The sequence below is a fragment of the Microbacterium sp. NPDC091676 genome, assembly GCF_044756645.1.
Lineage (GTDB): Bacteria > Actinomycetota > Actinomycetes > Actinomycetales > Microbacteriaceae > Microbacterium > Microbacterium paraoxydans_D.
This window is the reverse complement of record NZ_JBIVTI010000001.1, coordinates 1,774,310-1,789,499: the sequence shown is the minus strand read 5'-3', so window position 1 is coordinate 1,789,499 and position 15,190 is coordinate 1,774,310. Positions and strand designations below refer to the sequence as shown.

Below are 15,190 nucleotides of genomic sequence, written 5' to 3'. Positions count from 1 at the left end.
AGCGGTACCGTCCTACACAGCGTAATGTGACATGTGAAATGTCAGTCGTTAGATGGCGACGGAGAACTCATGACGCAACTCGGCTTCACCCTCTCGGCGCTCATTGGGGGTCTGCTCATCGTCACGGGGATCATTAAGCTGCGAGAGCCCCGGGGCCAGTTCGCCGAGAGTATCGGTGCATTTCGCGTGCTTCCTGCTTCGTTCGTGCATCCGGTTGCGGCGGTTCTTCCGCCCTTGGAAGTCGGCATCGGTGTGTGCTTGGTCGCCGGCGTTGTCGGGCCTTGGGCCTTCGTGTCTGCAGGGTTAATCGCGATCTACACAGCATCGGTGGTCAGCGTCATGGTCCGGGGTATCTCGACTGAATGCGGGTGCTTCGGCTCGGTCCTCAAATCGCAGGCTAGTGGGATCGTGGTGACGCGCAACCTCGCTTTCTTGGTTGCTCTCGTGCCTTCGTTGATTTTTCCGACGGTCCTTATCCCGCACGCGTGGGTGGGGGTGGTCATCATGCTCATCGGAACTGTCGTCGGTATTGCGCGGCTTGTCGGTCCGCGGCATCGTCGGCTCCCCGATGCGATGGAGGAATCTTCGCGTCTGCGTACTGGATAGTGATGTTCCCGATTGGAGGAAATGGTGAAAGTTAGGCGACGATCATTCATCGGCATCGGTCTTGGGGCTGCTGCGGCGGTGCTTTTCCCTGAGCTTGCCAATGCTGACAGACGCCTTCCCGTCCAGGGAAGTGTGGGTGACGAGGTGCCGTGGCAGTGGCGCCCGAGGGACGCGCGTGCCGCGACCGACGAAGAGCGTGCGCGGTACCTTCCGCTCTTCGAACGCGACCTGGAGCGAATCGAGGCTTCCTATGGGGAGCGTATGCCCGGCGACCCCTTGAGCATGTCGATTGCTACGAGTGCCCACGGAACAATTGTGGCGCTCGGGGCGGCACTGATGTCATCACGCGTTTACGCCCGCCACGTGGAATTCTCGCCTGACGGGATCGTTGTGCGGTCCGCAACGACAACCTTCGCGGTCTCGGAGGAGGGGAAGAACATGACCCTCGACTCGATCGGCCCCGACGCGCGGGGAGCGGTCGCTAGTCGAGCGCAATTTGATGCGCGAGCGGCGTCGGCAAAAGCATGTCCTTCGGGCAAGCACTCATGTCGTACATGCTCCGATCTGAATACGGGCGGAGTTCTGGCCTGCTGCGGCGGCTGTGCGTTCGCTGGTGGAAACCCAGTCATGCTGTTGGCATGCGCCGTCATCATGTGCTCAGTCTGCGCGTCCCAGAACTGTCGGAGGTGGACTTATGCGTGCTGCGGTACATGAGCCCGGTGCGGTTTCAACGCGTGAAGATGTGAGAATCTCGCCAGCGAGGGTGCGGAGATGGGCGATGCTCGTGCTCGCACTGGCTTACATCGCGTTCGCAACGTACTACTATCTCGGACCGGCAAAACCGACAAACGAGGTAGTCGTCGTCGTGGGTCTCTCTGTCTTGTGGAGTGCATGGCTCGGCGTGCTGTTGGTGACGCTGATCGCTCGGCCGCGGACACGTGCCGACCGACTCGCAGGTGCTGCGGCACCGATGTTCATCGTTGCCGCAGGGGCTTTGAGCTTTCTCGCGTCGTGACGCGAGGCGGCGCGGTCGAGGAGCGCACGATGAGCTGGGGGTCGGTGGAGGGCATCTCGCCGACCGGGTCGTGGCCCTCGATCTGGGTGATGAGCCGCAGGGCGGCGGCGCGGCCCATCGCCTCGAACGGCTGACGGACGGTGGTCAGGGCGGGGGAGGCGTAGGCGGCGAGGGCGATGTCGTCGACGCTCACCACGGAGATGTCCTCCGGCACGCTGCGTCCCGCTTCGTGCAGGGCGCGGATGAGGCCGAACGCCATCTCGTCGCTGCTGACGAAGACCGCGGTAGCCTCGGGGATCGCGGCGATGGTGCGCCCCGCCCGGTATCCGGACTCCGGGGTCCAGTCCGCCGGGATCACCGGCGGCGGGACGATGCCGCGCTCGCGGAGCGTCTGCTCCCAGGCCTCGCTGCGCTGCTGCGTCTCCGTCCAGTAGTCGTCGCCGGAGACGTGCCACACGGTCTCGTGGCCGAGGTCGAGGAGGTGCTCCACGGCGAGTCGGGCGATCGCGCGCTGGTCGACCGCGAGCGGGGCGTCCTCCTCCAGGGAGGTGCGCTCGCTGCGGGTGGCGGGCGTCCGTTCGGTGCGCGCCCGCATCGCCGGCGTGTCCAGGGCGATGGGCACGCCGAGGATGATGCCCTCCGCACCCTGCCGCTCCAGGCGATCGAAGGCCTCGAGGAACGCGTCGTCCGAGGCGTGGTCGGCCACCGCCGCCGTGGTCACGGTGTAGCCGTTCGCCGCCGCGGCCTGCTGGATGCCGACGCCGAGCGCGGCGGAGGAGTAGCGATCGGTCGAGACGACGATCACCCCGAGCACACGGGTGCGCCCCGACGCGAGTGAGGCGGCGGCGGCGTGCACACGGTAGCCGAGCTCCTCGACCGCGGCGAGCACTCGTCGCGCCGTCTCCGGCCGCACGTTGTCCTGCCCGGACATCACGCGCGAGACGGTCTGCGTGGAGACGCCGGCGAGGCGGGCGACGTCGACCTGGCTGGGGGCGCGGTCGTCTTTCGGGCGGCGAGGGGACATAGCCCAATGGTAGCGATCCATCGGCGGAAAACCAGGGAGCGCGGACTTCGGCGATGCGATAATGTGAACGCAAACAATTCAGCTGGGAGTGCAATGTCCGACCTTCTCGCCGCGGCTTCCGACGGCTCCTCCACCGCCGTCGCCGCGCCGACAGACGCCGCTGTCTCCGGCGCTCCCGCCCTGTCCTGGCGCGATGGAGAGATCCTCCGCGACGGTGCGCCGCATCGCATCCTGTCGGGGTCGATCCATTACTTCCGCGTGCACCCCGACCAGTGGGAGGACCGCCTGCGCCGGCTCGCCGCGATGGGCGCGAACACGGTCGACACCTACGTCGCCTGGAACTTCCACGAGCGGGTCGAAGGGGACATCCGCTTCGACGGCTGGCAGGACGTCGAGCGCTTCGTGCGGCTGGCCGGAGAGGTCGGCCTCGACGTCTTCCTCCGGCCGAGTCCCTACATCTGCGCGGAGTGGTCGAACGGCGGGCTGCCCTTCTGGCTCACCGGCAGGGTCTCGGCGCTGCGGACCAGCGATCCCGCGTTCCTCACCGCCGTCGACGCCTGGTACGACGCGCTGCTCCCGCGGCTCGTGCCCCTGCAGGCGGCGTACGGCGGGCCGATCGTGGCGATCCAGATCGAGAACGAGTACGGATCGTTCGGCAGCGACGCCGCCTACCTCGCCCACCTGCGTGACGGGCTCCGGCGACGGGGCATGGTGGAGATGCTGACGACGGCCGACGGGATCACCCCGGACATGATCGCGCACGGGAGCGTGCCGGGCGCGATGACGACGTTCACGTTCGGCACCGGGGTGCCGGTGGCGGCCTCCCTGCGTCGGCACGGGGAGGCGCTCATGTGCAGCGAGCTCTGGGGTGGCTGGTTCGACCACTGGGGCGAGCGGCACCATGTGCGGTCGGCGGACAGCATGGGCGGGACGATCCGCGAGCTCCTCGACGAGGGCGGCTCGGTCAGCCTCTACATGGCGCACGGGGGCACCAACTTCGGCTTGTGGAACGGCGCGAACCACGACCTCGTGCTGCAGCCCACGGTGACCAGCTACGACTCCGACGCCCCGATCGGCGAGGACGGCACGCTCGGGGAGAAGTTCCATGCGCTTCGCGCGCTCTTCGCCCCCTTCCACGCGGACGGACTGCCGCCCGTGCCCGACCAGCCGCGGCGGCAGCCTGCGTCCTCCGCGCCTCTGGAGCGGCGGGCGAGCCTGCTCGACGTGGTCCGGGCGACCCCTGCCGCGGGCGGGCTCTCGCCGCGCCCGCTGACCTTCGAGCAGCTCGGAGCGGAGGACGGCCTCGTGGCCTACGAGGCCGACGTGTCGTTCCCCGACGAGGCGACATTGACGGTCGACGGCCTGCACGATCGTGCGGTCGTCTTCCTCGACGACCGCCGCCTCGGTGTGCTCGAGCGGGACGGCGAGACGTCTCTCGCTCTCCCCGTGGACGGCGGCTCCGGTCGGCTGGCGCTCGTCGTCGAGAGCCTCGGGCGCATCAACTACGGGCCGTACACCGGCGAGGGCAAGGGCATCATGCGCGGGGTGATGATCGGCCGCCGTCTCGTGAACGGCTGGACGCATCGCCTCCTGCCGCAGACGGCGCCGGCGGCGGACCCCGCTGCCGCGGGCGGGGCGGACGGCCTCGCCGTCGCCGCGCTGGACGTCGCCGAACCTCTGGACGCGTGGCTCGCCTTCCCCGGTGGCGGCAAGGGCCTGGTGTGGCTGAACGGATTCCTGCTCGGACGCTACTGGAGCGTGGGCCCGCAGGAGACGCTCTACGCCCCCGCGCCGTTGTGGCGTACCGGGCGCAACGAGATCGTGGTACTCGACACCGACGGCCTCGGTGCGACCGTGGAGATCCGGGAGGCGCCGTCCTTCGGGGAGACCGAGGAGTTCATCGGCTCCTGAGCCGCCCTCGGGCATCGGGTGGTGACCTTCGGCCAATGTTTGCGCAGACTTGACGCGCGACTCTTGTCTTAAGCTGCAAGCTCGCTCTACGGTGATAGCGCAAACATCGATTCGGATCGATGATCCATCTGCGACGCACCGGGGCGTCCTTTCCTCCGGCCGTCGCACCGTTCGAGAGGCAAGACGTGTCGACACCTTCCCGACCGCCGCGCACCGCCGTCGCCGTCAGCTCCCTGCTGGCGACGGCCCTCGCGCTCGGCGGAGCGCTCCTCCCTGCGACCGCGGCGCAGGCCGCCGATCTCGTCCCCGTCCCGCACGCGGACTACCGACTGCACGCGGTGTCCAGCGAAGCCGATCCGTATCCGGCACCGCCTGCGCTCGACGGCACGGCTCTCGGCGCCTTCGACGGCGACTACTCGACCCAGTGGACGTCGCGGTACTCGGCCAACGCCCCCTTCCCGCACTGGATCGCGCTCGATCTGCAGCGGCCCCTCTCGGTGAAGGCGCTGGACTATTCGGTCAAGCGCGGGCAGAGCGTCGCGGCGAAGACCGTCGAGGTGTACGTCACGGATGACGCCGACGCCGCGCGCACCTCGCCGGCCGGTGGGGGATGGGGCGCCGCCGTCGCGGCGGCGACGCTGCACGCGCCCACCGCGAACGACGAGAAGCAGCGCATCATGCTGGAGACCGCGAAGGACGGCCGGTACGTCGCCCTCCTCATCATCGACGCGCAGGGCACCACGGGCGGCGGCGCCGGCGAGATCCAGGTACTCTCCGACGAGGAGCTCCCGCCGATCGTGACCGAGCCGGAGACGCCGGAGCAGCCGGAGCCCGGGGACACCGTCGAGATCGCCGCGGGCGGCACCACGGCCACCGTCTCCTCCGCGTTCCCGCAGATCCTCGGCTACCGCGTGGGCGATGAGCGCCTCGGCGGGCAGAAGAGCTCCCCGCGCACCTGGGCGATCAACGGCACCGCCTATGCGTCGACCACCACCTCCACGGCGACGGCAACCGGCGTCGACTACGTCTCGACCCTTACCGGCATCGACGTCACGGTGCGCAGCAGCATCCGCGTCGCGGCGGACGGCACGGTCGAGTTCGCCGTCACCGGAGTCGACGGCTCCGCCACGGTGAACACCCTGGCGCTCCCCGACAACGCGTTCCTCTCCGCGACGGCCGCGGACGGCGCCGTCCTCGACCGCACCGTCATCAGTCCGAACAGCACCACGAACGCCGATGAGCACATCGCGGTGGGTGCGGCGACGGCCACCGGGACGAAGGGCGCGGCCTTCGCGTTCCTCGGCCACGGGACCCTCGCCGGCAGCGTGATCACGAACGCGACGACGCAGGCCTCCGGCGGCACCGCCTCATGGAACACACGGCTCACGACGCGGGTGACCGCGGCCGACGGCCGGACCGCGGAGATCGGCTCGAACACCTGGCTCATCCATCCGACCACCGCCGTCGACAGCCGGGTGACGACCTACGCCCTGCCGAAGGTCACGGTGCTCCTCACCGCCGACCGCAACGGCGACGAGACCGTGGACTGGCAGGACGCGGCGATCCGCTACCGCGAGGTCGACGCCCCGCGCCTCGGTGCCGACCGGGTGGCCGACCGCGTGGTCAGCCGTATCCCGTTCAACTTCGCCTCCAGCGCCACGAACTACTTCGACCTCGTGCTCGACAACACCAAGCGCATCGCGAACCAGACCGACGGCCTCGGCCAGTGGGTGCTCAACAAGGGCTTCGGCAGCGAGGGACACGACTCCGCGAACACCGACTACGGCGGGAACTACAACGAGCGTGCCGGCGGCCTCGCCGACCTCAACCGCCTCGTCGACGAGGGGGCGAAGCTCAACGCCGACATGAGCGTGCACGTCAACGCCACGGAGATCTACCCGCAGGCGGACGCGTTCGACGCGGCGATCCTCGACGGCACACCGCCGTACAAGCCCGGCTGGAACTGGCTCGACCAGTCGTACTACATCAATCAGCAGACCGACCTCGGCACCGGACGCGTGCTCGACCGCTTCCAGCAGTTGCGGGACGAGGTGCCGGGGCTCAGCGGCGTCTACATCGACGTGTACTACTCCAACGGCTGGGTGGCCGAGGAGCTCGCGGACGAGCTGAACGCCATGGACCTCGAGGTCGCGACCGAGTGGGGCGACAAGTTCGTCGACAGCACGGTCTGGTCGCACTGGCCGAACGACCTCGCCTACGGCGGCAAGGACAACAAGGGCATCAACTCCACCATGGTGCGGTTCATCCAGAACGCGCAGGCGGACGTCTGGAACGACGACGTCCTGCTGGGCCAGCAGCGCCTCGTCGATGCCGAGGGCTGGGTGGGCAACCGCAACTGGGACGGCTTCATCGGCAACATCTGGTCGCAGAGCCTGCCGACGAAGTTCCTGCAGCACTTCGACCTGCAGACGTACGAGTCGGGGGTCGAGGCGACGTTCACCGACGACGTGGCGGCGCGGATCGACGGCGGCACCCGGGTCGTCACGATGGACGGCGCGACCGTCCTGCGGGGCGACTCCTACCTGCTGCCGTGGCAGTCGCTGGAATCGAGCGCCGAGTCGGGCTCGCCCGTCGACGCGGACAAGATGTACTTCTTCACGGCTTCCGGCGGCGAGAAGACCTTCGGCCTCACGGACGCCTTCCGCGGGAACACGACCTTCGACGTGTTCGCGCTGGGCGACCAGGGCCGCGAGAAGGTGCGCACCGTCACCGCGGTCGACGGCGAGCTCACACTCTCCGGCGAGAAGGGGGCGGCCTACGTCGTCGTGCCCCAGGGCGGGGCGCAGCGGGCACCGATCGAGTACCACGACGCGGGTCTGACCGATCCCGGTTTCAACTCGGGCACGCTCGACGGCTGGAAGCCGCGGGGAGACGTGACCATCGAGCGCACGGACCTCGGTGCGGCGAAGAACGCCTCGCGGGGCGACAACGTCGCGGTGTTCGGCTCGTCCGCCTCCGGGATCTCGCAGACCGTCACCGGGCTCACCCCCGGGAAGCGCTACGCGTTCTCCGCGCAGGTGCAGATCGATCCGAGGGCGACACGCGACGTGAGCGTCGCGGTCGACACCGGGGGCGGCGTCGTGAGCCGCACCTGGAACCTGTCCCCGACGTACAACTACATGCGCGCCGATTCGAAGGCCGGGCAGTACTACCAGCGCGGATCGGTGTCGTTCCTGGCGCCGGCCTCCGGCGAGGTGACCGTGTCGGTCTCGGCGGTCGCCGGTGACGCGGCGGTGCGGATCGACAACGCCAGGGTGATGGCGGACACGACGGCTCCGGCCGCGGCCGGCACCGTGTACTCGAACGACTTCGAGGGCAATCAGCCCGGGTGGGGCCCGTTCGTGAAGGGCGACGCCAACGGCATCGACGACCCGCGCACGAGCATCTCGCGGCGGCACGACCCGTACACGACGAGCGACTGGCGCAATACGGCCAAGCCGTTCGACAGCGGAGCCCTCGCGGGCCTGGCGGTGGACTCCACCCTCACCGGGGAGCACTCGCTGATGTCCCACTCCGAGAACTCCGGCGTCGTCTACCGGACCGACCCCACACTGGTGCCGCTGCAGGCCGGGCACACCTACCGCATCGGGTTCGACTACCAGGCCGGCGCGAGCGGGGCCTACCGCTGGCTGACCGGCACCGATGCCGTGCTCGACGGGGAGATCTCCTCGACGACCCTGCGTCGCACCCCCGTCGTGCAGGCCCTGGAGACCTCCGCGTTCCAGGAGGACGTGATCGTGGGCTGCGGCGACTACACGTGGGTCGGCCTGGAGCGCGTCGGCGGCCCGGACGTCGACTTCGTCCTCGACGACTTCACGGTCACCGACCTCGGTCCGACGGAGGGCGGCACCCCCTGCGCCACGGTGTCCGGTGAGGCCGTGACCCTGAGTCCCGGGGCGCAGACGCCCTTCACCACGACCTTCACCAACAGCGAGGACATCCTGGCGGAGAACGTCGGTGTGCAGCTCGACCTCCCGGAGGGCTACACCGTCGAGGTCGCAGACGGGTCGTCGAACCTGTTCGCGAAGGTCGCCCCCGGCGAGAGCGTGACGACCGACTGGCTGCTGACGGCACCGGCGTCGGCCGCGGGTTCCACCGTCGGCATCGGGATCGCGGCCACCTATCTCGTCGACTGCGACGTGCGGACCGTGCAGACCGCGCAGGAGGCGGTTGTGGCCTCCCGCGCCCGCATCCCGAGCGCGCAGATCACCGCGACCGCGAGCTCCGAGGAGACCGCGGGTGAGGACGGCACGGCGGCGAACATGCTCGACGGCAACGCCGGGACGTTCTGGCACAGCCGTTGGAGCAGCGACGCCCCCGGGTATCCGCACGTGCTCACGTTCGACCTCGGTTCCGAGGAGACGGTCGACGGCATCTCCTACCTGCGCCGGGGCGCGAACCAGAACGGCCCCATCAAGGGCTTCCAGGTCGCCGTCTCCGCCGACGGGCAGACCTTCACCGACGTCGCGGCGGGCGAGTGGAAGAACGTCGCGGAGTGGCAGGACGTCGACTTCGCGGCGACGACCGCGCGATACGTGCGGGTGACGGCGACCTCGTCGATCTCGGGCACGCCGTTCGCGGCCGTGGCGGAGATGGCGGTGTACGGCGTCACGTCTCCGCAGGCGGGGCACGCCCCGGAGAAGCGACCAGGGGACGACCTCGGAGCATGCGCCCCGGAGACCGATCCGGTGCTCACGCTCGGCGCGGATTCCGTGCGCGCAGGGGAGACGGTCGAGGCCGTGCTCTCGGGCTTCGCGCCCGGCGCCGCCGTCTCGTTCTGGCTGGACGGCGTGCGGCTCGCGGACGCGACGGTCGATGCGCACGGCGCGCTGACCACCCGCGTGCTCATCCCCGCGGATGCGACGGTCGGGAAGCATCGGTTCCTCGTCAAGGACGCCTCCGGCGCGGAGGTGGCCGGCGCCGCCCTCAAGGTCAAGAAGGCGAAGCCGGCGAAGGCCGCTGTCCTCACCCCGTCGGTCGGCACCGCCGCGGCCGGAGACTCCCTCCGTGTGCAGCTCCGCGGCTTCGACCCCGAGTCCGTCGTGCAGCTCTGGCTCCACTCGGAGCCGGTCAGGGTGGGCGAGGTGACGATCGCCGCCGACGGCAGTGCGGTCGCGACCGTCCTCATCCCGGCGGCCACGCCCGCGGGTGCCCATGCGCTCGTCGCGACGGACACCCAGGGCACCGAGCTGGCCCGCGCGGATCTGACGGTCACCGCGGCCGCGACCGCCGCGGGTGGGGCGCTGGCCACGACCGGCGCGGAGGGGATGACGTGGCTGGCGGTCGCGGTCGGCGCGCTCGCCCTGAGCGCCCTCGGTGCGGGGCTCTGGCGACGGCGACGCAGCTGAGTTCCTCTGCACACGAGAGGCCCGGGGTTCCACCCCGGGCCTCTTCTGCACGCGGCGGGGCGTTTCGCGGGTTCCCCACGGGTCGCGGTTCCGGGGCGGGAGAGCGTGCCTCCGTCCCCGATACTCGAGGGGTAGTCACGAAAGGAGCCGTAAATGCATACTGTAAGCATGCCGAACGTCCTCATCCGCGACCTCGATCCGGGCGTGCATTCCGTGCTCGCCGCACGCGCGCGCGAGCGAGGACAGTCGCTTCAGCAGTATCTGTCGACGGAGCTCGCCCGCCTCGCCTCGCGCCCGACGCTTTCGGAGTTCCTGAGCCGACGAGCGCGGCAGCCGGAGATGACCGCGCTCACCCCGGAGAGCATCGTCGCCGCCGTGCACGAGGGGCGTGCCGGGCGGTGATCGTCGTCGACGCCTCGATCGTCGTCGACCTGGTCTGCGCCGGAACGTCGACCGGTGTCCTGGGGTCGCGGCTGGAGGACGAGTTTCTGCTTGCCCCGGAGCTGTTGCCGGTGGAGGTGGCCAGCGCTCTGCGGGGGCTCGAACGCGGCGGTGTCCTCGACGCCGCGGCGCTCGAATCCGCGGCCGGCGACCTCGCCTGCCTCCCGGTCGATTTGCATCCGACGCTCCCGCTGGTGCCGCGGATCCTCGCGCTGCGGGCGAACCTCACCGCCTACGACGCCGCGTACGTTGCGCTCGCCGCGGTGTTCGGCTGCCCGCTCCTCACGCACGACCGGAGGCTCGCGCGGGCGGCCTCCGGTCTGTGCGCGGTCGAGGTGCCTAGCCTTTGACGGCGCCGGCGGCGAGACCGGAGCGCCAGTACTTCTGCAGCGTGAAGAACAGGGCGATGAGCGGGATCACGCCGAGCAGCGCCCCGAGCATGACGGCGCCCTTGTCGGGGGAGAAATAGCTCATCATGCCGTAGAGGCCGAGCGTGACCGGCTTGAGGTCGGGGCTGGAGATCATCATGAGCGGGAGGAGGAAGTTGTTCCACGTGGCCACGAAGATGAACAGGAAGATCGTCACCATCGCGGGGCCCAGCAGCCGCAGCACGATCGTGAAGAAGATCCGGGCCTCACCGGCGCCGTCGATGCGGGCGGCCTCCAGCAGCTCCGTCGGCACCGACGACTGTGCATAGACCATGCCGAGGAAGACGCCGAACGGCGAGACCGCCGAGGGGATGATGATCGCCCACACCGTGTTCGTGAGGCCGAGCGCCTGGAACTCGATGTACAGCGGCACCGTGAGCAGGGCGACGGGCAGCAGGAGCCCCGCCATGATGATGCCGACCGCGAGCTTCTTCCCGGGGAAGGCGAACTTGGCGATCGCGTAGCCGGCCATCACGGCGAACAGCGTGCCGATGACCCCGGCGCTGAGCGAGTAGAACAGGGAGTTGCCGACCCAGCGCCAGAACAGGCCCTGCGTCCAGCCCATGAGGCTGTCGTAGTTGGCGGCGAGGTTCGGCTCGGCAAACCAGAAGCCGAACGTCGACGTGAGGTCGGTGTTGTTCTTCGTCGACGCGACCACGAGCCAGAACACCGGCACGAGGAAGTACAGCGTGGCGACGACGAGGGCGATGATGCCGAACGTGCGCGCGGCGGGGCCCGGGGCGATCGAAGGAGGAGGGGCGTCCGCCGCCTGCGGCCTGCTTGAGCGCCGCTTCGCCGGCGGAGCCACGGTGACGAGTCGTGTGGTGGTCATGCGTCGCCCTTCCGCCGCTGGAGCAGTGCGTACACGATCGCGAGCACACCCGCGATGCCGGCCATGAGCAGCGAGTACGCCGACGCCGGACCGCTGCCCGACGGCGACAGCTCGCCCATCATCGTGTTGTAGGTGAGCATCATCGGCGTGAAGTCCTTGCCCATCCAGGAGTTCGCGGCTTCCAGGATGACCGGCTCGTTGAACAGCTGGATCGTGCCGATGATCGACAGCAGCACGGCCAGAAGGGCGGCACCGCGCACGAGCGGCACCTTGATGCGGGTCGCGATCTGGAATCCGGTCGCGCCGTCCAGGCGGGCGGCCTCGTAGAGGTCGCGGGGGATGGCCTGCAGGGCGCTGAGGAAGATGAGCATGTTGTAGCCCGTGTACGTCCACGTCGTCATGTTCGCCATCGAGAAGAGGATCGTCTGCGGCGACATGAGGTCGGTCCCCTCCGGCAGATACGGCAGGAAGGGCGACACCTCGGGCGTGTACAGGTAGAGCCACATCATCGCCGCGATGATGCCGGGGACCGCGTACGGGAGGAAGAAGGCGAGGCGGAACAGGGCGGGGCGCCGCACGATGAACGAGTCCAGCAGCAGGGCCAGGGCGAGGGCCGCGATGATCATGACCGGGATCTGGAAGGCCGCGTAGAGCACGACCCGTCCCATGCCGGCCCAGAAGGCGCCGTCCGTCGCCGCCGCGGCGAAGTTGTCGAGGCCGACGAAGGTGTCGACGAGCTCGCCGCCGCCGTACAGGCCGCCGCCGGCGGGCACCTGCGCGAAGAACGACGACCGGACCGACACGATGATCGGGATGAGGAAGACGATGGCGAACAGCAGCGCGAACGGCGCCATGAACAGCCACCCGGTCAGCCCCTCCCTTCGGATCCGCGATCGCCTGGTCGACGGGGCGACGGGGCGGCGCGCGGGAGGGAGCGGCGCCGCTGCCCTCGTCTCGGTCACTGTGGCCATGATGTGCCTCTCGCTCTCACGACGACGGCGGAGTGCACGATCGCCCGTGCACTCCGCCGTCGTTCATCCGATGATGCCGTCCGGTCCGGTCATTCCGCGACCGGGAGGCCGAGGTCCTTGAGCGACGCGACCGCCGTGTCCTGCGCCGTCGTGAAGATGTCGGCGACCGAGGCCGTGCCGGCGGCGGCCGCGGCGGCCGTCTCGTTCATGTTCGCCAGGGTCGAGAAGCCGGGGGCGTAGGGGAAGTCGGGGTTGAGGTTCCCGGTGGCGGTGCCGAGCTCGGCCAGCACATCCTGACCGCCGAACTGACGCAGCATCTTCTCGGGCGTCTCCACCTCACCCTTCGCGGCGACGACGAGGCCCTGGGAGGCGAGGTCGTCGACCTGCGTGTTGAACCAGTCGTTGAACTCCATGGCGGCCTCGGGGTTCTCGCAGCCCTTCATGACCGAGACGCCGGAGCCGCCGTCGGGGCCGGTCATCGCCCCGGCGCCGAAGTCGGGGAGCTGGGCGACGCGCCACTGCCCCTCGGCCGGAGTGCCGTCCAGGGAGTCGAGGAGGAAGCCGGCCTCCCACGCCGCGCCGACGTGGCCGATGAGGCTGCCGTCGTTCAGCGCCGCCGTGAAGCCCTCGCCCCAGCGCTCGGTCGCGAGCGTCTGCTTGCCGTCGAGCAGACCCTGCCAGAAGGCGGCGACCCGCTCCGAGCCGGCGCCTTCGGCGTCCACCTTCCACTCCTCGCCCTCGGTGGAGAACCAGGTGTCTCCGGCGGCAGCGGCCTGTCCGGAGAGCCAGTTCTGCGCCTCGTCCGGAGTGAAGGCGGTGACGAACTTGCCGGCGGCCGCGGCCGTCGCGGAGGCGGCGGTCAGCTCGTCGAGCGTGGTCGGGGCGTCGAGGCCGAGCGCCTCGAACTCCGCGGTGTTGTAGAAGTAGACGAGGGGTCCGGTGTCCTGCGGGAGGCCCACGATGGCGTCGCCGACCCGCATGCCGCTGAACGCTCCGGCCGAGTAGTGGTCCTCGTACTTCTCGGCCTCCGCGGCGACGTCCTCCAGCAGCCCCTTCACGTAGAGCTGCGGCACCTCGGAGTATCCGGTCTGCGCGAGGCACGGGCCGTTCCCGGCCTTGATGTCGGTCTCGAGCTTGAGGATCATGTCGCTGGCCTTGCCGTCGAACTTCGTGGCCTTGACCTGGATGTCGGGGTGCTCCTCGTTCCAGCGGTCGACGATCTCCGCGACCGTGGTCATGCCCTCGCCGTCGGGGAGGCGGTGCATGTACTCGATGGTGACGGGCTCACCGCCGGCGTCGCCGCCCCCGGATGCGGCCGGCGCGCAGGCCGCGAGTCCGAACGCCGACACCGCGCCGAGGGCGACGACCGCGGCGACGCGGGGGGTGCGTGAGGTGGGTGCCATGCTGTTCTCCTCTTTGAGGTCATGTTCCTGCGGATCGCCCGAAGCGGGGACGCGGCGAGGGTGCGCCGTCGATCACATGCACATCAAATCAGAAAATGTTTGCGCTCACAAGACGCGGATCAGCGGCATAGTGACGCATTCCACTCGTGTCGAGGGAGCGCTGACATCGCAGAGGCGTCGGGTTCCGGACGGCAGGCGTGGTCGCGGCAGCGCGCGATGCGGCCCGCCCGCAGGCGCCCGGGAACGACGAAACACCCGCACGAGCCGTGCGGGTGTTCCGAACCGAAGGGCTACGCCTTCTCTAGTTCGTCTTCGTCTTCGTCCGCGTACTCGTCGGCCCACTTGTCGACGTAGGCGTCTTCGTCGGAGTCGCTCGAGTGCGCGAGCTCGCGCTCCAGCGCCGAGTAGTTCACCGACGGACTGTACGCCTTGAGTTCGCGGGCGATCTTGGTGTGCTTCGCCTTCTGACGGCCACGGCCCATGCCTGAGACCCCCTCACGAGTTAAGCTGCGGGCAGACAGGCGCCCGAGTCATTCACGACACCGGCTCGAGGCCGGTAAGAGTAGCATTCAGGATAGCACGCGGGGAACAGACCCTGGCCGCGGCCAGGCCGGCGAAGGGAGCGATCTCCATGACCGACAGCACCTCCACTCCGTCCGATGAGGCCACGCAGAACGCCGCTCTGCAGAAGGCCGTGATCGTCGGGATGCAGCTCGACCAGGACCCGCACGTTCTCGACGAGGCGGTCCGCTTCGCCCGGCTGCTGAACGCCCCGCTCGTGGTCGCCCACGTCGACATCACGCGCTTCGTCACCTATGAGGATCCGGACGGCTACGTGCACTCCGCTCCCATCGACATCAACTTCGACGCGGGGGCCGCCGAGTTCGAGGCCGTCGAGGCGGCTGCGGCCACCATGCTCGACGGGAAGGGCGTCACCTGGACGGCGCGGCAGCTCGTCGGCGACCCGGCGCTGGCCATCAAGCAGCTCGCCAACAAGCTCGACGCGCAGCTCATCGTGGTCGGCACCCGCAAGCGCGGCATCGGCGAGTCCATCCGGGAGTTCTTCACCGGCTCCGTCGCCGCGCGGCTGGCGCATCGCCAGCATCGCTCCGTGCTCGTCGTCCCTCTGGGGGAGTCCGTGCCGGACGAGCAGAAGGAGATCTGGCCGGAGTGATCCGCACACGACGAGG

The 15,190-nt window shown here is 69.5% G+C and carries 11 protein-coding genes; 6 read left to right on the top strand and 5 right to left on the bottom strand.

What is annotated here, in order from left to right; all coding sequences use genetic code 11:
• The first annotated feature begins 69 nt into the window (after positions 1-69).
• Positions 70-606 carry a MauE/DoxX family redox-associated membrane protein gene (locus tag ACIQID_RS08755; RefSeq protein WP_400283897.1) on the top strand — a complete coding sequence of 179 codons (537 nt, stop codon included), beginning with the start codon at positions 70-72 and terminating at the stop codon, positions 604-606.
• A gap of 974 nt (positions 607-1,580) precedes the next feature.
• Here the strand turns inward: ACIQID_RS08755 and ACIQID_RS08750 are convergent.
• Positions 1,581-2,645 carry a LacI family DNA-binding transcriptional regulator gene (locus ACIQID_RS08750; RefSeq protein ID WP_312673945.1) on the bottom strand — a complete coding sequence of 355 codons (1,065 nt, stop codon included), beginning with the start codon at positions 2,643-2,645 and terminating at the stop codon, positions 1,581-1,583.
• A gap of 93 nt (positions 2,646-2,738) precedes the next feature.
• On the opposite strand from ACIQID_RS08750, the gene ACIQID_RS08745 reads away from it, so the two are divergent.
• The 4 genes from ACIQID_RS08745 (at position 2,739) to ACIQID_RS08730 (ending at position 10,716) form a co-directional block, all read left to right on the top strand.
• The gene (locus tag ACIQID_RS08745) at positions 2,739-4,556 is read left to right on the top strand and encodes a beta-galactosidase family protein (protein ID WP_400283894.1); all 1,818 of its coding nucleotides are present in this window, start codon (positions 2,739-2,741) and stop codon (positions 4,554-4,556) included.
• 185 nt (positions 4,557-4,741) lie between these two features.
• Entirely contained in the window at positions 4,742-9,925 is a 5,184-nt protein-coding gene (locus ACIQID_RS08740) for an endo-alpha-N-acetylgalactosaminidase family protein (protein ID WP_400283891.1), read from the top strand.
• Between the two features lie 168 nt (positions 9,926-10,093).
• Positions 10,094-10,327, top strand: a complete 234-nt coding sequence (locus ACIQID_RS08735) for a FitA-like ribbon-helix-helix domain-containing protein (protein ID WP_071327784.1) — start codon at positions 10,094-10,096, stop codon at positions 10,325-10,327.
• The gene (locus ACIQID_RS08730; RefSeq protein ID WP_400283887.1) at positions 10,324-10,716 is read left to right on the top strand and encodes a type II toxin-antitoxin system VapC family toxin; all 393 of its coding nucleotides are present in this window, start codon (positions 10,324-10,326) and stop codon (positions 10,714-10,716) included. Before ACIQID_RS08735 ends, ACIQID_RS08730 begins: the two co-directional genes overlap by 4 nt.
• Here the strand turns inward: ACIQID_RS08730 and ACIQID_RS08725 are convergent.
• From ACIQID_RS08725 to ACIQID_RS08710, 4 genes are all read right to left on the bottom strand, one after another.
• A complete protein-coding gene (locus ACIQID_RS08725; RefSeq protein WP_400283884.1) occupies positions 10,706-11,626 on the bottom strand; it encodes a carbohydrate ABC transporter permease in 921 nt (306 codons plus the stop codon). The genes ACIQID_RS08730 and ACIQID_RS08725 overlap by 11 nt on opposite strands.
• A complete protein-coding gene (locus ACIQID_RS08720; RefSeq protein ID WP_400283881.1) occupies positions 11,623-12,597 on the bottom strand; it encodes a carbohydrate ABC transporter permease in 975 nt (324 codons plus the stop codon). The genes ACIQID_RS08725 and ACIQID_RS08720 overlap by 4 nt, the downstream gene beginning before the upstream one ends.
• Before the next feature lie 89 nt (positions 12,598-12,686).
• Positions 12,687-14,000: an ABC transporter substrate-binding protein gene (locus ACIQID_RS08715; RefSeq protein ID WP_400283878.1), complete on the bottom strand. Its 1,314-nt coding sequence runs from the start codon at positions 13,998-14,000 to the stop codon at positions 12,687-12,689.
• Between the two features lie 290 nt (positions 14,001-14,290).
• Positions 14,291-14,482: a DUF3073 domain-containing protein gene (locus ACIQID_RS08710; protein ID WP_025104705.1), complete on the bottom strand. Its 192-nt coding sequence runs from the start codon at positions 14,480-14,482 to the stop codon at positions 14,291-14,293.
• Between the two features lie 149 nt (positions 14,483-14,631).
• On the opposite strand from ACIQID_RS08710, the gene ACIQID_RS08705 reads away from it, so the two are divergent.
• Entirely contained in the window at positions 14,632-15,174 is a 543-nt protein-coding gene (locus ACIQID_RS08705) for a universal stress protein (RefSeq protein ID WP_025104704.1), read from the top strand.
• Positions 15,175-15,190 lie beyond the last annotated feature (16 nt).